17 protein-coding genes are annotated in these 19,813 nt (G+C 73.3%); 7 read left to right on the top strand and 10 right to left on the bottom strand.

Features of this window, described 5'->3' with window-relative positions; all coding sequences use genetic code 11:
- The first annotated feature begins 147 nt into the window (after nt 1-147).
- The gene (locus ACW69E_RS14640) at nt 148-444 is read left to right on the top strand and encodes a YrhB domain-containing protein (protein WP_093852339.1); all 297 of its coding nucleotides are present in this window, start codon (nt 148-150) and stop codon (nt 442-444) included.
- Between the two features lie 98 nt (nt 445-542).
- Here the strand turns inward: ACW69E_RS14640 and ACW69E_RS14635 are convergent, their stop codons facing one another.
- The 3 genes from ACW69E_RS14635 to ACW69E_RS14625 form a co-directional block, all read right to left on the bottom strand.
- Nucleotides 543-1,085: a type 1 glutamine amidotransferase domain-containing protein gene (locus tag ACW69E_RS14635; RefSeq protein WP_457498765.1), complete on the bottom strand. Its 543-nt coding sequence runs from the start codon at nt 1,083-1,085 to the stop codon at nt 543-545.
- A gap of 303 nt (nt 1,086-1,388) precedes the next feature.
- Nucleotides 1,389-4,754: a S8 family peptidase gene (locus ACW69E_RS14630; protein WP_457498663.1), complete on the bottom strand. Its 3,366-nt coding sequence runs from the start codon at nt 4,752-4,754 to the stop codon at nt 1,389-1,391.
- Between the two features lie 376 nt (nt 4,755-5,130).
- Nucleotides 5,131-6,411, bottom strand: coding sequence for a L,D-transpeptidase (locus tag ACW69E_RS14625; RefSeq protein ID WP_457498662.1), 1,281 nt, complete (start codon nt 6,409-6,411; stop codon nt 5,131-5,133).
- A gap of 409 nt (nt 6,412-6,820) precedes the next feature.
- On the opposite strand from ACW69E_RS14625, the gene ACW69E_RS14620 reads away from it, so the two are divergent.
- The gene (locus ACW69E_RS14620; protein ID WP_457498661.1) at nt 6,821-7,141 is read left to right on the top strand and encodes a hypothetical protein; all 321 of its coding nucleotides are present in this window, start codon (nt 6,821-6,823) and stop codon (nt 7,139-7,141) included.
- Here ACW69E_RS14620 and hutH read toward each other — a convergent pair.
- The 5 genes from hutH to ACW69E_RS14595 all read right to left on the bottom strand — a co-directional run bounded on the left by hutH (nt 7,122) and on the right by ACW69E_RS14595 (nt 13,172).
- Nucleotides 7,122-8,678 (bottom strand): histidine ammonia-lyase, encoded by a 1,557-nt coding sequence (gene hutH / locus ACW69E_RS14615; protein ID WP_457498660.1) that lies wholly within the window; start codon nt 8,676-8,678, stop codon nt 7,122-7,124. The genes ACW69E_RS14620 and hutH overlap by 20 nt on opposite strands.
- A 116-nt stretch (nt 8,679-8,794) precedes the next feature.
- Nucleotides 8,795-10,003 carry a diguanylate cyclase domain-containing protein gene (locus ACW69E_RS14610; RefSeq protein WP_457498659.1) on the bottom strand — a complete coding sequence of 403 codons (1,209 nt, stop codon included), beginning with the start codon at nt 10,001-10,003 and terminating at the stop codon, nt 8,795-8,797.
- A gap of 108 nt (nt 10,004-10,111) precedes the next feature.
- Nucleotides 10,112-10,912, bottom strand: coding sequence for an enoyl-CoA hydratase/isomerase family protein (locus ACW69E_RS14605; RefSeq protein WP_457498764.1), 801 nt, complete (start codon nt 10,910-10,912; stop codon nt 10,112-10,114).
- Nucleotides 10,913-11,054: 142 nt separating this feature from the next.
- Nucleotides 11,055-12,161, bottom strand: a complete 1,107-nt coding sequence (locus ACW69E_RS14600) for an adenylate/guanylate cyclase domain-containing protein (RefSeq protein WP_457498658.1) — start codon at nt 12,159-12,161, stop codon at nt 11,055-11,057.
- Nucleotides 12,162-12,293: 132 nt separating this feature from the next.
- Complete coding sequence (locus tag ACW69E_RS14595) at nt 12,294-13,172, bottom strand: biotin--[acetyl-CoA-carboxylase] ligase (protein WP_457498657.1); 879 nt, start codon at nt 13,170-13,172, stop codon at nt 12,294-12,296.
- Between the two features lie 131 nt (nt 13,173-13,303).
- Between ACW69E_RS14595 and ACW69E_RS14590 the strand changes: the two genes are divergently transcribed.
- From ACW69E_RS14590 to ACW69E_RS14575, 4 genes are all read left to right on the top strand, one after another.
- A complete protein-coding gene (locus tag ACW69E_RS14590; RefSeq protein WP_457498656.1) occupies nt 13,304-14,911 on the top strand; it encodes an acyl-CoA carboxylase subunit beta in 1,608 nt (535 codons plus the stop codon).
- A 28-nt stretch (nt 14,912-14,939) separates the two neighbouring features.
- On the top strand, nt 14,940-15,155 hold the full coding sequence (locus tag ACW69E_RS14585) for an acyl-CoA carboxylase subunit epsilon (protein WP_237880496.1): 216 nt from the start codon (nt 14,940-14,942) through the stop codon (nt 15,153-15,155).
- 54 nt (nt 15,156-15,209) lie between these two features.
- Nucleotides 15,210-15,329: a morphogenic membrane protein MmpB gene (gene mmpB / locus ACW69E_RS14580; RefSeq protein WP_369126572.1), complete on the top strand. Its 120-nt coding sequence runs from the start codon at nt 15,210-15,212 to the stop codon at nt 15,327-15,329.
- Nucleotides 15,330-15,395: 66 nt separating this feature from the next.
- Nucleotides 15,396-16,010 (top strand): nucleoside triphosphate pyrophosphatase, encoded by a 615-nt coding sequence (locus tag ACW69E_RS14575; protein ID WP_457498655.1) that lies wholly within the window; start codon nt 15,396-15,398, stop codon nt 16,008-16,010.
- Here ACW69E_RS14575 and ACW69E_RS14570 read toward each other — a convergent pair.
- Entirely contained in the window at nt 15,991-16,491 is a 501-nt protein-coding gene (locus ACW69E_RS14570; RefSeq protein ID WP_457498654.1) for a hypothetical protein, read from the bottom strand. The two genes, ACW69E_RS14575 and ACW69E_RS14570, sit on opposite strands and share 20 nt — an antisense overlap.
- A gap of 377 nt (nt 16,492-16,868) precedes the next feature.
- Here ACW69E_RS14570 and ACW69E_RS14565 point away from each other — a divergent pair, with 377 nt between their 5' ends.
- Nucleotides 16,869-18,644 carry an acetyl/propionyl/methylcrotonyl-CoA carboxylase subunit alpha gene (locus ACW69E_RS14565; protein WP_457498763.1) on the top strand — a complete coding sequence of 592 codons (1,776 nt, stop codon included), beginning with the start codon at nt 16,869-16,871 and terminating at the stop codon, nt 18,642-18,644.
- Nucleotides 18,645-18,760: 116 nt separating this feature from the next.
- Here ACW69E_RS14565 and ACW69E_RS14560 read toward each other — a convergent pair whose 3' ends face one another.
- Nucleotides 18,761-19,768, bottom strand: a complete 1,008-nt coding sequence (locus ACW69E_RS14560) for a DeoR/GlpR family DNA-binding transcription regulator (RefSeq protein WP_457498762.1) — start codon at nt 19,766-19,768, stop codon at nt 18,761-18,763.
- Nucleotides 19,769-19,813: the final 45 nt, after the last annotated feature.

Below are 19,813 nucleotides of genomic sequence, written 5' to 3'. Positions count from 1 at the left end.
GACCGGGCGGGGGGCGCGGACCGGTCGTATCGTCCTATGCTGCGCCCAGTCATGGCGGTGCGGTCGTCCGGAAGCGGGTTCACGCCGTCCGAGCGCCGGGGTCCGCCGGTTCCCCGAAGGTTCTGAGCGATACCAAGGAGACTTCCAGTGCTCTCACGGGATGAGGCCATCGACTCCGCCCGCCGGTTCCTCGACGAGGCTTTCCCCGAAGGGGAGTTCACGATCGTCGTGCAGGACGGGCTGACGCAGGAGCATCCGGTGGCGTGGGCGGTGCGGTTCGACTCGCAGGAGCACATCGACACCGGGAACATGGCGCTGGCGCCCTTCGTCCGCGTGGTGGTCGTGCCCAAGGACGGCAGCGGGCCGCACTTCCCCCCGACCCACCAGCCGCTGGGCGAGTACCTGGGTGAGCTGGCCAGGGACGCGTACACCACCGGCGCCTGACCGCCGGGCGTCCGGGGCCGGGACGCGCGTGTGGGCCGCCCGCGCGTGGCGGGCGGCCCACAGCGGGTCGGGTGGGGCCGGAAAGCGGCGTGGCGGGGTCAGGCCGAGACGGTCTGGAACTCGCGCACGAACGCCTGGTTGAACGCCTTGAGGTCGTCCGGCTTGCGGCTGCTGACCAGGGTGTTCGGTCCGTCGGTGCAGACGGAGACCTGCTCGTCGACCCAGTTGGCGCCGGCGTTGCGCAGGTCCGTCTCCAGGCTCGGCCAGGAGGTGATCTTCCTGCCGCGCACCACGTCCGCCTCGATCAGCGTCCACGGGCCGTGGCAGATGACCGCCACCGGCTTGCCGGTCTGGAAGAACTCCCGGACGAAGGAGACGGCGCCCTCGTCCATCCGCAGGAAGTCGGGGTTGGCGACACCGCCGGGCAGCACCAGCCCGTCGTAGTCCTCGACCGCGGCCCGGCCGACCTGCTCGTCCACCTCGAAGGTGTCGGCCTTGTCGAGGTGGTTGAACGCCTGGATCCGCCCGCCGGTGGTGGACAGCAGGCTCGGGGTGCCCCCGGCGTCGATCACGGCCTGCCACGGTTCGGTCAGCTCTACCTGCTCCACGCCCTCGGGGGCGACGAGAAAGGCGACCTTCACTTCTGCCACGTCCTTTCGGCAGCTCGGGTCCTCGGTACATGCTGCGTACTCCCCCGTACTCGGATACGGGTTTCCACCAGGAGCGGTCCTATGCCGCTTTACGTGTCTTTCCGGGCGGAACGGTCGCGTGTCGCGGCACCGCCCGCATCTCCCGTCCCGTCCGCCCCGCCCGCCTCCCCTGTGACGCGGCACGGCCCGCCGGAGCGGTCGCTCCGGCGGGCCGTGCCGTCACTGGTGGGGCGCCGACGGCCCCGGTGCCTTCGGTGGCTCACGGACCCGGTGTCGCCCGTGTGACCGCGGGTGTCACCTGGTGCGGTAGGCGTTGACGATCGTCTGGGACAGGGTGTTGCCCTTGACGTCCTTCACCTTCGCCCTGAAGGAGACAGTGCCCTTCCTGCCGGGGTTTTTGAAGGTGATCTTCCCCTTCTTGACGGTGGTCTTCTTCCAGCTCTTGCCGCCGTCGAAGGAGACGTGGACGGTCAGCGACTTCAGGTTCCTTCCGGCGGCCGCCCCCTGGACGGTGACCGGTACCGGCATGGTGGTCATCGCCTTGGCCGTGCCGTCCAGGGCCAGCTTCGGCGTGAAGCGCACGGTCGTCGCCGCCAGGCGGGTCTCCTGGGAGGTGCGGGCCGAGGTGAAGGTGTGGGTGGCGCTCACCCTGGTGCTCAGCCGGGAGGTCTTGGCCCGACTGAGGGTGGTGACCAGCTTGTACTCCGCCTTGCCCTTCGGGAGGGTGAAGCCGGTGTAGTCGAAGATCTCCTTCTCCTCGGCGTACTTCTTGCCGTTGCGGTACAGGGTCGTCCGCGCCGAGTCGTAGGCGACGTCGCCGTGGTGGCCGGCGCCGTCCGTGAGCGGGTTCAGCATGCCGTAGAGGTCGTCGCCGTCACGGAAGATGCCGCCGTACTCGCCCAGGTGGGGGCCGAAGACGGCGTTGTTGAAGGTGCGGTGGTAGGTCTTGCCGGCGGTGAACTTCCGTTCGTCGGCGTAGTAGTCGGCCTCGAAGTCGCCCTCGGGGCCGAGCTGTGTGAAGTACTGCGACCACCGGGTGCCCTTGGCCTTGACGTAGACCGTGGTGGTGCGCGGGAGTCCGCGCTCGGTTCCGAAGAAGGAGCCCACGGCGGAGGGCACGGTGGACAGCATGCCGGTGCGGCCGGGGGCCGAGGCGCCCTGCCGGACCTTCAGCCTGGCCATCTGGGACTTCTCGGTGTGTGTCCTCAGGCCGGTGTAGAAGCCGTCCTTGCGGACGTGGAAGGTGTTGTACTCGGTGTTCCCGCGGGTCCACACGGCGGTGGCGGCCGAGGTGACCTCGACGTCCCCCGTGCCGCCGACCTGCGCGGTGCGCATGCTCTGCCCGTCGCCCACCATGCCGCCGTAGAGGCCGACGTAGCCTTCGTCGCCGAGGATGCCGGTGTACTCGACGGACTGGCCGGTCTGCTTCGCCTTGCGGTCGTGCACCGTCATCCTCACCTCCTTGGCCTTGCGGGCGTCGAAGGTGACGGTGGTGTCCTTGGTGAGCCGGACCGCCGGGGCCACGAGCCAGTCGCTGCCCCGGTAGTCCTCCTCGGTGCTGCCGGGCAGGGCGATGTCGGTGGACAGGGCGTAGGTGCCCTTGGGGACGCGGACGGTGGTGGTGCCGTCCTCGCCCGTCAGGCCCCTGAAGACGTCGACCCGGTAGCCGACGAGCATGCTGCTCCACAGGGGAGCCGTCCTGCCGTCGCGGCCGAGGGTGCGCACGGTCAGGTCGTAGGACTCCACCTCGCGGTCGACGGCGCCCGCGGTACGGACGCTCTGGCCGCCGCCGGTCGCGGTGACCGTCACGCTGTAGCCGCCGTTCACGTTGCCGCCGAGCCGGGTGTCGGCGGTGATGCCGACGGACGCCGTGCCGCCCGCGGGGACGGTGACCTCGTCGGCGGCCAGGGTGAACATGCCCTTGGGCGCCGGCTTGCCCCGGGGGTCGGTGCCGGTGGCGGTCAGCGAGAGGGTGACGTCCTCGGTGCCCAGGTTGCGGTAGGTGATGTCCTTGGTGACCGGCTCGTCGTCGCCGTGCGGCCACTGGGCGGTGCCGAAGCCGATCGACACCGGCTCGGCGACGATCGTCTGCTTGAGCGCCTTGTTCACATCCGCCCGGCCGGAACCCTGCTGGAAGGCGGTGTAGCCCTTGCCGGGCTTGGTGGAGGCCGTCAGCGCGCCCTTGATCCGCTCGCCGGTCCAGTCGGGGTGCCGCTGGGCCAGCAGCGCGGCCGCGCCGGCGACGTGCGGGGTGGCCATGGAGGTGCCGGAGATGGAGACGTAGCCGTCGGCGACCGGGTCGCCCTCCCGCTCGATGATGCTGCCCTTGGCGGCCGCGGCGCCGATGTCCACGCCGGGGGCGGTCAGGTCGGGCTTGACCGCGCCGTCCCCGATGCGCGGGCCGATGGAGGAGAACTCGGCGAGGGCGTCCTGCTTGTCCACGGCGCCGACGGTCAGCGCGGCTTCCGCGCTGCCGGGGCTGGCGATGCTGGAGGCGTAGGGGCCCTCGTTGCCGGCCGCGATGACGAAGAGTGCGCCGCTGTCCCGCGACAGCCGGTTGACGGCGTCCTCCATCGGGTCGATCTCGGGGGTGTCGCCGCCGCCGAGGCTGAGGTTGATCACCCCGGCGCCCTGTGCGACGGCCCACTCCATCCCGGCGATGATCTCGGAGTCGCTGCCGTAGCCGTCGTCGTCGAGGACCTTGGCGTTGAGCAGTTTCGCGCCGGGGGCCACTCCCTTGTACCGGCCCTTGGACTTCGCGCCGGATCCGGCCGCGATGGACGCGACGTGGGTGCCGTGCCCGTAGCGGTCCTTGGTGTCCTTCGAGTCGGTGAAGTTCTTCTCCGCGGCTATCCGCCCGGCGAAGTCGGGGTGGGCGGCGTCGATGCCGGTGTCGAGGACGGCGATGGTGACGCCCTTGCCGTCGTAGCCGGCCTTCCATGCCGCCGGGGCGCCGATCTGCGCGGTGCTCTTGTCGAGCGCCGCCTTGCGGACGCCGTCGAGGGAGACGGTGGCGACTCCGGGCGCCGCCGCGAGCTGCCCCGCCCCGGCCGGGCGGGTCAGGGCCTTCCAGGCGTCCGCGGCGCGGTCCCCGGCGACGGCCAGTGCCTCGCCGTTGACCGACCGGAAGGCGGCGCGCACGGTCGGTTCGGCCTCGGCGTGGAGTTCGGCCCTGGCCGCGGGCTTCGCGCCGCGGTAGGTGACGATGACCGGTACGTCGGTGCCGGTCCTGTCGCGGTACTGCTCGCGGCTGAGTTCGGTGACGTCGAACAGCCGCCGGTCGAGCCTGCGTTCGGCGATGAGCCGGGTGACGTCCTGCGGGATCACATAGGTGTGGTCCCCGGTGCGGACGATCCGGACGGGTACGTCCTCGCGTCCTTCGGCGCGGATCACCGAGGTGACCCTGCCGTGCCGGTCCAGCACGACCCGGTCGCCGGTGACGAGGGTGACGGAGCGCCGGCCGCGCTCGGTCCGGTCGGTTTCCTGTGGCGGGCCCGCCTGGAACGCCCCCGTTCCGGGCCCGGTCCTCGGTGCGGTCTCCGGCGCGGCGTCCGGGCCGGTCCTCGGGGCGGCGGACGATGCGGTGGTCAGCCCCATCGTCAGTGCGACGGCCACGGCGGTGGCTATCGCGGCGGCGCCCGCTCTCTTCCGTTGTGTCAATTCTCCCCCTGGTGAGGTCATCACCGTGCGCGGGGGACCCCTGCGGCCCCCCTGCGCGATCAGTCTGCGGGAGGCCGTGACGCCCGCACCATACGGCCTCGTATGGGACAGGTGTTCTGGGTGTGACGCCGCATCGGTTCCCCTCGGTCCGGGGCAGAAGCGGGTCGCTTCCGGCTCTCGCGATGATGAGGACGCTTCCGGGGCCGGTCCGGTTCATCTCCGGCCCGTCCGTGTTTCCCCGGTTCCACGGAAGAACGGCGGAAGGCGGCGGGGAGCGGCGTGGTTCGCCGTTCCCCGCCGCCTTCCGGGAGGTGTGCCGAAGGTGCGGCGGGCGCGGTCGGCGGGCCGTCAGTGGCCCTTGCCGGAGGCCGGGGGATCAGAGGGCGGATCCGGCCTTCCAGTCCTCCCAGGACATGTTCCAGCCGTTGAGGCCGTTGTCCGGGGTGATCTGCTTGTCGGGCGAGTTCTTGACTATGACCACGTCGCCCAGGAGCGAGTTGTCGAAGAACCAGGCGCCGTCCTGACCGGGGTCGTTCGCGCCCTGGACGTCGTTCAGCCCGACGCAGCCGTGGCTGGTGTTGACGTTGCCGAAGACCGAGTCGGCGCCCCAGTAGTTGCCGTGGATGAAGGTGCCGGAGGTCGACAGGCGCATGGCGTGCGGCACGTCGGGGATGTCGTACTCGCCCTTGCCGTCGTCGTCGGTGAAGCCGACGGTCGCGCCGTTCATCCGGGTCTCCTTGTACTTCTCGGAGATCACCATCTGACCGTTGTAGGTCGGGGTCTCGGGCGCGCCCGCGGAGATCTTGAAGGTCTTGACGGTCTTGCCGTCCCGGACGACCTCCATGGTCTTGGTCTTCACGTCGACCGTGCTGACCTGGGAGCGGCCGACGGTGAAGCTGAAGCTCTTGTCCTGGACGCCGGTGACGCCGTCGGCGCCCTCGACGCCGTCGAGGTTGAGGTCGACGGTGACCTTGGAGCCGGACTTCCAGTAGTCCTTGGGGCGGAAGTCCAGGCGGGTGTCGCTGAACCAGTGGCCCACGACCTCCTGGCCGCCGGTGGTGTTGACCTCGATCGCGGCCTGGACTTCCTTCTTGTTGGTGATGCCCTTGTCGAAGTTGAGGGAGACGGGCATGCCGACGCCGACGGTCGAGCCGTCCTCGGGCGTGAAGTAGCCGATGAAGCTGTTGTCGGGCGAGACCGTGGTGAAGGTGGCGTTCTCCAGCGCCTTGCGGCCCTCGGAGTCCTCGGCCTCGGCGGAGATCGTGTACCGGGTGGCGCGCTCCAGCTGACCATTGGGCTTCCAGCCGCTGCCGTCGGCCGCGAGGGTGCCCTCGACCTCCTGGCCCGTCGCGACGGCCTTCATGGTCACCGAGGTGAGCTTGCCGCCCTTCACCCCCACCTTGGCCGCGTGGATGCTGGCGTTGTCCGCGCCGTCCTTGGGTGTGATGACTATTCGGGCGTCGGAGGCCTTCTCCGCCGCCGCCTTGTCCACCTGGGCCTGCTCCTTCTCCGGCTTCTTCGCGGAGTCGGCCTCGGACCCGCCGGTGCTGCCGCTCTCACCCCCGCACGCCGACAGTGTGAGCACTCCACTGAGCAGCGCGGCCGCCGCCACGACGCTCCTGCGGCGCTTGCCGTCCCTCATCACACGCTTCTCCATCCGCTTACGAACCTCTGGCTCCCCGTTCCGCGTCCCACGCCGTCCGGTACGGGCGAAGCGGGACGTCCACCCCACGGCCGCACATACGAGAACGCGAGGGAACTGTGACTCGTTCCACCCAGGGTAAGACTGTGGGGTAAGACACCCTCCGGTCACCAGGGGTTGCACCGGCGGGCGGGAATTCCCCCGCGGTTCCGGATCGTTACCGGCAGATCCGTCCGCCCGTGACACCCGATCACATCACAGCGCATTCCTCCTGTCACGGCGCTTATGTGGCAATGTGACCGATTTCGCACAAGGCGGCCGGGGCGTGGAGAACGCGGGTGCCGGCCGCCCTTCACGCCGCACCCCTGTCGTCGTTAGCATCGGTCCCAGCACCGCCGATCCGCTGCACCGAGGGGGCTCTTCCGTGCGAGCACACCGTCGACCGCTGGTGACCGCCGCCGTCGCGGGCGGCCTCCTGTGCGGTCTGTGGTTCGTACCGTCCGCGAACGCCACCGGCGACGGCGAGCCGGCCGGGACCACCGCCCCGCGGACACAGGTCCAGACCCAGCCCCGGACTCAGACCCTGACCGGTTCCGGGGGCGAGGTGGTGCTGGCCGACACCGGCACCTTCGACAGCACGCCCTACCTCGTCGGCGGCCTCGGCTTCCTCGGCGCGGGCGCCGCCCTGCTGGTCAACGCCCGCGTCCGGGCCGGCCGCGAGGGTCTCACGCCAGCGGCCCGGTGACGGTCTCGGCCGCCGCCACCAGCCCTCCCGTGCGGACGAACGCCTCCGCCGCCGCCAACTCCGGCGCCAGATAACGATCTTCCCCCGGGCCCCGCACCCCGGCCTCGCGCGCCGCGGCCACCACCGCCGAGGCGGCGGGTGAGGGGGTCAGCCCGTCCGCCGCGCGCAGCTCGACCGCGCGGGCGGCCGCGCACAGCTCCACGGCCACCACCCTGGTCAGCCCGTCGACGGCGGTGCGCAGCTTGCGGGCGGCCGACCAGCCCATCGACACGTGGTCCTCCTGCATCGCCGAGGACGGGATCGAGTCCACCGAGGCCGGGACCGCCAGCCGCTTCATCTCGCTCACCAGGGCGGCCTGGGTGTACTGGGCGATCATCAGCCCCGAGTCCACGCCCGCGTCACCCGCCAGGAAGGGCGGCAGCCCGTGGCTGCGGTTGCGGTCCAGCAGCCGGTCGGTACGGCGCTCGGCGATGGAGGCCAGATCGGCCGCGGCGATGGCGAGGAAGTCCAGTACGTAGGCGACCGGTGCGCCGTGGAAGTTGCCGTTGGACTCCACCCGGCCCGCCTCGGGGAGCACCACCGGGTTGTCCACGGCCGCGGCCAGCTCCCGCTCGGCGACGGTGCGGGCGTGCGCCAGGGTGTCGCGCCCGGCGCCCGCGACCTGGGGGGCGCAGCGCACCGAGTAGGCGTCCTGGACGCGCGGGGCGTCGTCCTGGTGGTGGCCGGTGAGCTCCGAGCCGGCCAGGACCTTGAGCATGTTGGCGGCGGAGGCGGCCTGGCCGGGGTGCGGGCGGACGGCGTGCAGCTCGGGCGCGAGCACCCGCTCGGTGCCCAGCAGCGCCTCCAGGGTGAGGGCGGCGGTGATGTCGGCGCAGGTCAGCAGCCGGGCGAGGTCGTCGCAGGCCATCACCAGCATGCCGAGCATGCCGTCGGTGCCGTTGAGGAGGGCCAGCCCCTCCTTCTCCCGCAGCTCGACGGGGGCCAGTCCGTGCTCGGCCAGCAGCTCGGCCACCGGCCGCACCCGCCCGTCGGGGCCCTCGGCGTCCCCCTCGCCCATCAGGGCCAGCGCACAGTGCGACAGGGGCGCCAGGTCGCCGGAGCAGCCGAGCGAGCCGTACTCGTGGACGACGGGGGTGATGCGCGCGTTGAGCAGGTCCGCCATGGCGCGGGCCACCTCGGGCCGCACCCCGGTGCGGCCCGAGGCCAGGGTCTTCAGCCGCAGGAACATCAGCGCCCGCACCACCTCGCGCTCCACGCGCGGTCCCATGCCGGCGGCGTGCGAGCGGACGATGTTGCGCTGGAGCCGTACGCGCAGTTCGGCGGGGATGTGGCGGACGGCCAGGGCGCCGAAGCCGGTGGAGACGCCGTAGACGGGGTCGGGGGACGCGGCCAGGTCGTCGACGACCCGGCGGGCGGCGGCGAGGGCGGCCAGCGCCTCGTCGGACAGTTCGACGCGGGCCAGGCCGCGGGCGACGGCTACGACGTCCTCGGCGGTGGTGCCGGAGGAGCCGATCACCACACGGTTCTGCATATCCATATTCAGGAACACTAAAGAGTGAATCGAGTTCTGTCACGACCCTGCCGGGGCCGTGCCCGGCCCGCGCGGGTTCCGCGCCGGGCCCGCGTACGCCCCCGGGCCCGCGCCCCGAGCCCTCACACGTCCAGGCCGCGCAGCCGTCGGCGGTCGCCCCGGGCCCCGATCCGCCCCTGCTCGGCCTGGTCGGCCAGGCGGACCACGGCGTCCCCGGTGTACTCGGGGCCCTCCGCCCGTCCGGCCGCACCGGTCTCCCCGCCGCCCTCGCGCCCGGCCACCACCGGCTTGTCGGTACGGGCGGCCTTGGCCCGGTACTGGGCGGCGTCGGCGAGGCGGAACAGCCGGCGGGCCGAGCGGACCGGGCCTATCGGATCGCCCGTCGAGGCGACCCCGCAGGCCACCCCCTGCCCCGTCTCCAGCTCCGCCGCCCGGCGGCACACCTCGTCCGCCACCCGGACCACCTCGTCGGCCGGCGGCCCCACCGCCAGCAGGCAGAACTCGTCCCCGCCCAGCCGGGCGGCCAGCGTGTCCGGGAGCATCGCGCCGCACAGGGACAGCACCGAGGCGAAACGTTCCAGCAGCCGGTCGCCCGCCTCGTGGCCCAGCACGTCGTTGACCCCCTTGAGCCCGTTGACGTCGCAGACCAGCAGGCTGACCACCGTCCCGTCCGCTCGGTGCCGCTCCAGAGCCTCCTCCAACCGCACATCCACCGCCCGGCGGTTCGCCAGACCGGTGAGGGGGTCGGTGAAGGCCAGCCGGCGCACCTCCTCCAGCCGCTCGGTCTGGGCGATCCCGGCCGCGATCACCGACGCCAGCGCCTCGGCGAAGTCCGCGTCGGCCCGGTCGAAGACCGGCCGGCCGGGCTCGCGCGCCACGTACAGCTCGCCCCACGCCCGCCCGTCCACCACGACCGGGGCAACCACGCAGCAGCCGCGCCCCCGCCGGCGCAGCGCCGGGGACCGGCCCTCCTGGGGCGCCCCGGGGCCGTACCGGGACACCCGCTCCCCTCCGTCGGCCGTCTCCACCCAGGCGCGCGTCCCGGCCCCCGGGCCGCCGCCCCGGCGCAGACCGGTGATCTCGGGGAAGTCGTGGACCGGGTACGTCTCGTCCTCGGGGAACTCCTCCTCGTCCCCGCGCCGCTCGCCGGTGTTGACCAGCACCCGCAGCAGGCCGCGCTCGCGCTCCCAGACGGACAGGGCCGCGAAGGAGCCGCCCAGCGCGGCCCGCGCGCCCTCGGCGGCGGTGCGGGCGACGTCGCGCAGGGTGTGGGCGGCGGCCATCTCCTGCGCCAGCCCCACCACGGTCCTCAGCCGCGCGTCGTCACCCATGCCGTACCCGATCCACACGACCCAGGTTATGGGCCTTCACTCCGGGTCGCCGACCGGCTCGCACCGGCCCGCTCCGGCTCACCGGGCTCGTGCCCGCTCAGCCCCGGGTCACTCCCCCGGCCAGCGCGGGGCCCGCTTCTCGTTGAAGGCGGCCACGCCCTCGGCCCGGTCGCCGGAGAACGCCACCGACCGCCAGGCCGCGTCCTCGACCTCCAGACCGGCGCGCAGGTCCATCCCCCATCCGGTGCGCAGCGCTCGCTTGGCCGCCCGCAGGCCCACCGGGGAGTTGGCGGCGATGCGCCGGGCCAGCTCCAGCGCCTCGGCGCGGTCCTCGCCGCGGGCCGCGAGGAGGTCGACCAGGCCCAGCTCACGGGCCTCCCCTGCCTCCACCCTGCGCGCGGTGAAGATCAGCTCGGCGGCGCGGGCCGCGCCCACCCGGCGCGGCAGGAGCTGGGTGCCGCCGCCCCCGGGGATCACCCCGACCGACACTTCCGGCAGGCCGACCACCGCGGTGGGGTCGGCGACGATCAGGTCGCAGGACAGGGCCAGCTCGAAGCCGCCGCCGAGCGCGAACCCGTGCACGGCCGCGATCGTCGGCACCGGCAGCTCCAGCACCCCGGTGTAGGCGGCGCGGGCGTACGGCCGCTGCCGGGACAGGTCGGCGTCGCTGAAGGAGTTGCGCTCCTTCAGGTCGGCGCCCACGCAGAACGCCCGCTCGTGGGTGGAGGAGAGCACCACGGCGCGCACCCGCCGGTCCGCGGCGAGCGCGGCGCAGGCGTCGCCGATGTTCCGGGCCATCTCGGTGGAGACGGCGTTCATCGCCTTCGGCCGGTCCAGCACCAGCTCGGCGACGTGCCCGTCCGGCTCCCGCCGCACCGCCACCCACTCGCCGAACCGCTCCTCGCCCATGCTCACGCCCTCGCTCACGTCGTCCACGCAGCCCTTCCGGTTAACGATCGCTCACTGGTGTACGGGCGCATCATGCCATCCGCCCCGCCCGGCGGGTCAGGGGCGAGCGGCAGGGAGGCGGCCGGAAACCGGGGTGAGGCGGTCAGGAACCGGGAGTGCGGCGGGTCAGCAGCCAGGGCTCGATGACGCCGAGGCCGCGTACCGGGCGCCGGTAGAGGGGGCGGAGCGCGAAGCGGTACGAAGCGCCGGCGTCCGTCTCCTTCTCCGACTCCGGCGCCTCCCCCGCGGCCACCAGTTCGGCGCGCAGCGCGCCGTCCACCAGCACCGTGTCCTTGGGCGCTATCGAGGTCAGCCGGCTGGCCAGGTTGACCGTGTTGCCGAAGACATCGCCCATCCGGGTGGTGACCGTGCCCAGGGCCATGCCCACCCGCAGCTCCGGCATCGTCGCGTCGTTGGCCAGGGTCTCGATCAGCCGCAGCCCGATCTCGGCCGCGGTGCCCGCGTCGTCGGCGACGTAGAGCACCTCGTCGCCGAGCGTCTTGATCAGCCGGCCGCCGTGCGCGGCGACCAGGTCGGCGGCGGTGGTCTCGAACGCCTCGACCAGCTCGCCCAGCTCCTCCTCCTCCAGCCGGCGCGTCAGCCGGGTGAAGCCGACCAGATCGGCGAAGGCGACCGCCAGGCGCCGGTCGACCATCTCCTCGTCGTCGGCCGCCTGCACCACCCGGCCGGTGGCGGCGGCCAGCTGCCGCCGCCAGACGTACACCAGGAACTCCTGGAGCTCCGGCAGCAGCAGCTCGACCAGCGGGTAGGCCACCTCGGTGCGGGTCATGCCCGGCTCGGGCGGCTCGGTCAGGCCCTCCAGGAAGGAGTCGATCTGCCACTCGGCCAGCCGCGCGGTGGTCTGCCCGGTGGACCGCGCCACCTGCACCGCCATCGCCTCGCTCAGCAGCCCCGCCTCCACCAGGCCGGCCAGCCGCCGCAGCGCGATCACGTCCGTCTCGGTCAGCGCCTTGGCCTGGCCGATGTCGGCGAACCCCATCGCGCGCCAGAAGCGGGCGGCCAGCTCCATGGAGACGTCGGCGGCGCGGGCCGCCTGGAAGGGCGTGTACTGCCGGCCGGCGCCGAGGATCAGCTGCTCCAGACGGAGCGCGAGGGGGTCCTCCTCCGGCCCGGCCTGGTCATGGGCCGCCTCGCCGGCCGCTTCGCCGTCCGTCGCCGGCTCTTCGGCTGGGGTGCCCGAGTCGTCCACTGCCCTTCCGATCCACTCACTGCCGCCGCGCCCGCCGCGCTGGGTCGCCTCAACGATACGGCAGGTGTGCCCTGGCTCACTCTCCCGGCGACCGCTCCCGACGACACTCCCGCGGCCGCCCCGGCGGGCGCCCTACGCCCCCGGCGAACCGGGCCTGAGGTGCACGATGTCGCCCGCGCCCACCGGCTGCTGCACGCCCTCGGCGCCGGCCAGGACCAGCCGCCCGGCTCCGTCCACCGCGACCGCCTCGCCCAGCAGCTCGCGCTCCCCGGGCAGCACCGCGCGCACCCGCCGGCCCAGCGTGGCGCAGCCGGCGGTGTAGGCCTCGCGCGCTCCGCTCGCCTCCGGGTCGCCGTCGGCCTCCCGCCAGCGGACGTACCACTCCTCCACGGAGCGCAGCACCGCGCGCAGCAGGATGTCGCGGTCGGTGACGCGCGCGCCCGCCAGGGCCAGGGAGCCGGCCCCGGGCACCGGCAGTTCCTCCTGGCGCAGTGTGACGTTGAGGCCGATGCCCAGCACCACGGCGGCCCGGCCGCCGGGCCGCTCGACGCGCTCGGAGAGGATGCCGCCGATCTTGCGCTCCTCGTCCCCGGAGCGCACCAGGACGTCGTTGGGCCACTTCAGCACCACGTCCGCCCCGGCGGTGCGGGACAGGGCGGAGGCGGTGGCGACTCCGGCCAGCAGCGGCAGCCAGCTCCACCGCTCGGCGGGCGCCCCGGGGGTCAGCAGTACGGAGAGGAACAGCCCCGAGCGGGCGGGCGCCGTCCAGGTGCGCTCCAGCCGACCGCGCCCCGCGGTCTGCCGCTCGGCGACGAGCACCTCTCCCTCCCGCGTCTCGCCGCGGGCGGCCCGCGCGGCGAGGTCGGTGTTGGTGGAGCCGGTGGATTCCACCACCTCCAGCGAGGTCCACAGCGATTCGGGCCGCACCAGCGCACGGCGCAGCGAGGCGGCGTTCAGCGGGGGGCGTTCCAGGTCCGACCAGGGACTGTCCGACGGGTCGTTCGGTGTCATGCAAGACAGATTAGGTGTGGCAAACGCCGCACCGCCGGATCACTCCCGCGCCGATACGCTACGAGTCGGTAGCCAGACGCCACGACGCACGACGCACGACGACCAGACGCCACGACGAGGAGCCGCAGCCCGTGTCCGAGCAGCAGAGCCCAGCCCCCGAGGACCAGGATCGTCACACGACCGCGGGCAGGATCGCGGATCTGCGGCGGCGTATCGAGGAGGCCACGCACGCGGGTTCGGCGCGCGCGGTGGAGAAGCAGCACGCCAAGGGCAAGCTGACCGCCCGCGAGCGGATCGAACTGCTGCTGGACGAGGGGTCGTTCACGGAGCTGGACGAGTTCGCCCGCCACCGCTCGACCAACTTCGGTCTGGACGCCAACCGCCCCTACGGCGACGGCGTCGTCACCGGCTACGGCACGGTCGACGGCCGCCCGGTGGCCGTCTTCTCCCAGGATTTCACCGTCTTCGGCGGCGCGCTGGGCGAGGTCTTCGGCCAGAAGATCGTCAAGGTGATGGACTTCGCGCTGAAGACCGGCTGCCCGGTCATCGGCATCAACGACTCCGGCGGCGCCCGCATCCAGGAGGGCGTGGCCTCACTCGGCGCCTACGGCGAGATCTTCCGCCGCAACACCCACGCCTCCGGTGTGATCCCGCAGATCTCGCTGGTGGTGGGCCCGTGCGCGGGCGGCGCGGTCTACTCCCCGGCGATCACCGACTTCACGGTGATGGTCGACCAGACCTCGCACATGTTCATCACCGGCCCCGACGTCATCAAGACCGTCACCGGCGAGGACGTCGGCTTCGAGGAGCTGGGCGGCGCCCGCACCCACAACTCCACCTCCGGCGTGGCGCACTACATGGCCTCCGGCGAGGAGGACGCGGTCGAGTACGTCAAGGCCCTGCTGTCGTACCTGCCGTCCAACAACCTCTCCGAGCCGCCCGCCTTCCCCGAGGAGGCGGACCTGGAGACCTCCGGGACCGACCTCGAGCTGGACACGCTGATCCCGGACTCGGCCAACCAGCCGTACGACATGCACGGCGTGATCGAGCACGTGTTGGACGACGGCGAGTTCCTGGAGACCCAGCCGCTGTTCGCGCCGAACATCCTCACCGGCTTCGGCCGGGTGGAGGGCCACCCGGTCGGGATCGTCGCCAACCAGCCGATGCAGTTCGCCGGCTGCCTGGACATCGACGCCTCCGAGAAGGCCGCGCGCTTCGTGCGCACCTGCGACGCCTTCAACGTCCCCGTGCTGACCTTCGTGGACGTGCCGGGCTTCCTGCCCGGCACCGACCAGGAGTACGGCGGCATCATCCGGCGCGGCGCCAAGCTGATCTACGCCTACGCCGAGGCGACGGTGCCGCTGATCACCGTCATCACCCGCAAGGCGTTCGGCGGCGCGTACGACGTGATGGGTTCCAAGCACCTGGGCGCCGACCTCAACTTCGCCTGGCCCACCGCCCAGATCGCGGTGATGGGCGCGCAGGGCGCGGTCAACATCCTGCACCGCAGGACGCTGGCGGCGGCGGAGACGGACGAGGAGCGCGAGGAGCTGCGGGCCAGGCTGACCGCCGAGTACGAGGACACCCTGCTCAACCCGTACGTGGCCGCCGAGCGCGGGTACGTGGACGCGGTGGTGGTGCCCTCCGAGACGCGCCGCCACATCGTGCGGGGGCTGCGCTCGCTGCGCAACAAGCGCGAGTCGCTGCCGCCGAAGAAGCACGGCAACATCCCGCTCTGACCGCCCGCGACAGCGAGGAGACCGTGACGTGATCAAGGTCGTACGCGGTAATCCGACCCCCGAGGAACTGGCCGCCGCCCTGGCGGTGGTGCGCACCCGGGCCGCGGCCCTCGCGGCCGCGGGCGGGGCCGACGGGCCCGCCGAGCGCGGCTCGGAGTGGTCGGACCCGGCCCGCACCGTCCCCGGCCACCGCCTGCCGCACCCGGGCCCGCGGGCCTGGCGGACGGCGTACTGGCCCGCCTGACCCGCCCGTCGGCCGGGGGGAAACCACACACGGCCGTGGCGCAGGATCGGGGGCATGCTCTGGTCCGACCCGGCCGACGAACCCCCCGAGGAGCTGCGCACCACCCAGGCGATGCTCCGCCGTACCGGCTGGCTGCTCGCCGTCGCCATGGTGGCGGTCTTCCTGCTGCTGTGAGCGGGCGGCCCCGCCGCGGGGCGGGCCCGGCCCGCGGTTGCCGGGAGGCTTCCTAGGATGGGCCGCATGCCTCACGACACCACGCCCCGCCGCCGTCTCGTCCTCGCCTCCCAGTCCCCCGCCCGGCTCGGGCTGCTCCGGCAGGCGGGGATGGCGCCCGAGGTGATCGTCAGCGGTGTGGACGAGGACGCCCTGGACGCCCCCACCCCGGCCGAGCTGGCCCTGCTGCTGGCCGAGGCGAAGGCCGACGCCGTGGCCGGGCGGCCGGAGGCCGCCGGCGCTCTCGTCGTGGGCTGCGACTCGGTGCTGGAGCTGGACGGGCGGCCGCTGGGCAAGCCGGCGGACGCCGAGGAGGCCACGGCCCGCTGGAAGGACATGCGCGGGCGGGCGGGCGTCCTGGTGACCGGGCACTGCGTGGTGGACACGGCCACCGGCCGCCGGGCCTCGGCGACCGCCTCCACCACCGTCCGCTTCGGCGAGCCGAGCGACGAGGAGATCGCCGCCTACGTCGCCAGCGGCGAACCGCTGCACGTCGCGGGCGCCTTCACCCTCGACGGCCGCTCGGCCCCCTTCGTCGACGGCATCGAGGGCGACCACGGCAACGTCATCGGGCTGTCGCTGCCGCTGCTGCGCCGCCTCCTGACCGAGCTGGGCGTACCCGTCACGGAGCTGTGGGTGTGAGGGGCGGCCCGGGCGGTCCCGCCGGGGCTCCCCCGAATCCCTGCGGGCCCCCAGGCGCACCCGGCCCCCGCGCCGCCTTGGTACGGTCGCGGGGGCCGTACGCCACCAGGGTCAGCACCAGCAGCCCGAGCACGAGCATCATGGCCGCGAACGCGGCCCAGCCCACCAGTCCGACACCGAGCGCGCCGAGCACCCCGTGCACCACGGCCGCGGCGACCAGCAGGGCGCGGGCGATGCGGGCGGGCGGCCGGTCGGCCAGCCCCGTACGCAGCAGCAGCGCGGCGCACAGCAGCAGGTAGGAGCCGACGAGCACGCCGCCGGTCCAGGCCGAGACGGCCATCAGACGCGGCTCCAGCCCGGCCAGGGACATCTCCTGACGGTCGGCCATGAGGCCCAGGACCCAGTGCAGCCACCCGGCACCGGCGGCTTCGGCCGCGAGCACGGCGGCCGTCGCCAGGGCCACCGCCCTTCTGTGCGCCATCCCGTCCCCCACCCGTCGTCCCATGGGCGCGCGGTGTGCGGCCCCTTCGACAGCGCGCATGCTACTAACGGGTAACGGCCGGGGAAAGGCCTCGCGCCCCGGCAAAGAATCCCCTCTCCATTCGTAGGAATCCCACAAAGAGTCCGGGACGCTCGCTTCCCCGCTGGACAGTAACCTTGACCACACCGAAGATCTCCAGCCGGGCGCGAGATCGCGGCGTACCGTGTACCCACAAGGGATTTGGGCTCCCCGGGCTCCCGGGGATCACATTCCGTGTGGGCAAGCTCACCCCCCTGGGCGACTCGGCCTGCGGTGTCGCCGATACCTAAACTCACATCGCTCATATGTTGCGGCCCAGCGCCAAGGAGGAAGCCATCGTGCGCAAGGTGCTCATCGCCAATCGCGGTGAAATCGCTGTCCGGGTCGCCCGGGCCTGCCGGGACGCCGGGATCGCGAGCGTGGCCGTCTACGCCGACCCGGACCGGGACGCACTCCACGTGCGGGTGGCGGACGAGGCCTTCGCGCTCGGCGGCGACACCCCCGCCACCAGCTACCTGGACATCTCCAAGGTGCTCAAGGCCGCGGCCGACTCCGGCGCCGACGCGATCCACCCCGGCTACGGCTTCCTGTCGGAGAACGCCGAGTTCGCCCAGGCCGTCATCGACGCCGGGCTGAACTGGATCGGCCCGCCCCCGCAGGCCATCCGCGACCTGGGCGACAAGGTCGCCGCCCGCCACATCGCCCAGCGCGCCGGCGCCCCGCTGGTGGCCGGCACCCCCGACCCGGTCTCCGGCGCGGACGAGGTGGTGGCCTTCGCCAAGGAGCACGGCCTGCCGATCGCCATCAAGGCCGCCTTCGGCGGCGGCGGGCGCGGCCTGAAGGTCGCCCGCACCCTGGAGGAGGTCCCCGAGCTGTACGACTCGGCCGTCCGCGAGGCGGTGGCCGCCTTCGGCCGCGGCGAGTGCTTCGTGGAGCGCTACCTGGACCGGCCCCGGCACGTGGAGACCCAGTGCCTGGCCGACAAGCACGGCAACGTGGTGGTCGTCTCCACCCGTGACTGCTCGCTGCAGCGCCGCCACCAGAAGCTGGTCGAGGAGGCCCCCGCGCCGTTCCTGACGGCCGAGCAGAACGCCGAGCTGTACCGCGCCTCCAAGGCCATCCTGAAGGAGGCCGGCTACGTCGGCGCCGGCACCTGCGAGTTCCTCGTCGGCCAGGACGGCACGATCTCCTTCCTGGAGGTCAACACCCGCCTGCAGGTCGAGCACCCGGTCACCGAGGAGGTCACCGGCATCGATCTGGTGCGCGAGATGTTCCGCATCGCCGACGGCGAGGAACTGGGCTACGACGACCCGCCGGTGCGCGGCCACTCCTTCGAGTTCCGCATCAACGGCGAGGACCCCGGCCGGAACTTCCTGCCCGCCCCGGGCACCGTGACGAAGTTCGACCCGCCCACCGGCCCGGGCGTGCGCCTGGACGCCGGTGTGGAGTCCGGCTCGGTCATCGGCCCGGCCTGGGACTCGCTGCTGGCCAAGCTGATCGTCACCGGCGCCACCCGGCAGCAGGCCCTCCAGCGCGCCGCCCGGGCGCTGGCGGAGTTCCAGGTCGAGGGCATGGCCACCGCCATCCCCTTCCACCGCACGGTGGTCGCCGACCCGGCCTTCGCCCCGGAGGTGAGCGGCCGCCCCGCCGACCCGTTCACCGTCCACACCCGGTGGATCGAGACCGAGTTCGTCAACGACATCAAGCCCTTCGCCGCGCCCGGCGCGGACGAGGAGGACGACGAGCCCGGCCGCGAGACGGTGGTCGTCGAGGTCGGCGGCAAGCGCCTGGAGGTCTCCCTGCCCGCCTCGCTGGGCATGACTCTGGCCCGCACCGCCGCGGCCGGCGGCGCCCGCCCCAAGCGGCGCGCGGCCAAGAAGTCCGGCCCGGCCGCCTCCGGTGACGCACTGGCCTCCCCGATGCAGGGCACCATCGTCAAGGTCGCCGTCGAGGAGGGCCAGACGGTGGCCGAGGGCGAGCTGATCGTGGTGCTGGAGGCGATGAAGATGGAGCAGCCCATCAACGCCCACCGCGCCGGCACCGTCAAGGGCCTGAACGCCACCGTCGGAGCCGGTGTCAGCGCCGGCGCCGTCATCTGCGAGATCAAGGACTGAACCCGCACCACCCCGGCGCACGGAAGGGGGGTGGGACGGCCCCGGCCGTCCCACCCCCCTTCCTCCGTACACGCCGGACTCGCCGTATGCGCGTGCGCGCCGGCGGACGGCCGGTCTCAGTGGCGCCGCGGCGCCAGATCCGCGACCCGGCCCATCGCCTGGCTCTCGCCCGGAGCGATCGACGGGGCCGCCCGCAGCTGGGCGCCGCCCCCGCCGCCCGGCGGATGGTGCCGGCCCCGCTGACCCGGCAGCGGCACCTCGCGCCGCGGCCGGCCGCCCGGACCACCGGACGACCGGCCCTCGCCCTCCGCCCCGGCCGGACCGCCCTGGCCGGGGTGGGCCACGGGCGCCGCGCCCACCGCTCCGGACGGCGTACCGGCCGCGCCGGCCACCGTGATCTGGACGCCCTGGTCCGCCAGCGCCTGGAGTTCGGCCGCCGCCCGGTCCTCGTGCGGCGGGGGCTCGTCCGTCACCAGACGGGTGATGGCCTCCGGGGGGACGGTCTGGAACATGGTGTCGACGCCCAGCTTGGTGTGGTCCGCCAGGACGACCACCTCCGCGGCGGCCTGCACCAGCGCCCGGTCCACGCTCGCCGACAGCATGTTGGAGGTCGACAGCCCTCGCTCGGCCGTCAGCCCGCTGCCGGACAGGAAGGCGCGCGAGACCCGCAGCCCCTGCAGGGACTGCTCGGCGCCGCTGCCGACCAGCGCGTAGTCGGCGCCGCGGAGCGTGCCGCCGGTCATCACGACCTCGACGCGGTTGGCGTGCGCCAGCGCCTGCGCCACCAGCAGGGAGTTGGTGACCACGGTCAGGCCGGGAACGCGCGCCAGGCGGCGGGCCAGTTCCTGCGTGGTCGTCCCGGCGCCGACGACGACGGCCTCGCCCTCCTCCACGAGACCCGCGGCGGCGTCGGCGATGGCGCTCTTCTCGGCCGTCGCCAGATGCGCCTTGTGCGGGAAGCCGGACTCCCGTGAGAAGCCGCCGGGCAGCACCGCGCCGCCGTGCCGACGGTCCAGCAGCCCTTCCGCCTCCAGCGCCCGGACATCACGACGCACGGTCACTTCGGAGGTCTGGACGACACGTGCGAGCTCGCGGAGCGACACGGCTCCGTTGGCCCGCACCATTTCGAGGATCAGTTGACGACGTTCTGCAGCGAACACAGAACAGAC

The sequence above is a fragment of the Streptomyces sp. SS8 genome (assembly GCF_054072955.1).
Note: the sequence above shows the minus strand (reverse complement) of the source record. Positions and strands in the feature narration are given on the sequence as shown.